The sequence below is a fragment of the Streptomyces doebereineriae genome (genome assembly GCF_031845645.1).
In the GTDB taxonomy this organism is placed as follows: Bacteria; Actinomycetota; Actinomycetes; order Streptomycetales; family Streptomycetaceae; genus Streptomyces; species Streptomyces canus.
Genome location: NZ_JAVREZ010000611.1, coordinates 1 through 380, shown reverse-complemented (window position 1 = coordinate 380; position 380 = coordinate 1). Strand labels below are relative to the sequence as shown.

Sequence of the window (380 nt, the reverse complement as noted above, 5' to 3'; positions counted from 1 at the left end):
GGCACCACTGGATCGCCGATCTGGACGAGGGCCCGTTCCGGGGCGCCGGGTTCAGTGAGCGCGGCACGCTGGAGAACCTGCGCCGGGGCCTCGCCGCCCCGATCTCCGCCCAGCACCGGCACGCCTGGAGCGACGGGCTGGCGATGCGGGCGGCCCCCTTCGGGGTCTTCGCGGCCGGGCGCCCCGCCGAGGCGGCGCGGCTGGTGGCGGTGGACGGCCGGGTGAGCCACGAGGGCGAGGGGATCTACGGGGGCCAGGCGGTGGCGGCCGGGGTGGCGGCGGCGATGGTCGGCGCGGGTCTCGCCTCGGTGATCGCGGCGGCGCTGTCGGTGGTCCCGATGGACTCCTGGACGGCCCGTTCGCTGCGCCGCGCGGTGGCG

At 78.7% G+C, this 380-nt stretch carries 1 protein-coding gene; it reads left to right on the top strand.

Features of this window, described 5'->3' with window-relative positions; genetic code table 11:
- Positions 1 to 380, top strand: a 380-nt coding sequence (locus tag RNB18_RS53505) for an ADP-ribosylglycohydrolase family protein (RefSeq protein ID WP_311721246.1), incomplete at both ends; no start/stop codon positions are given.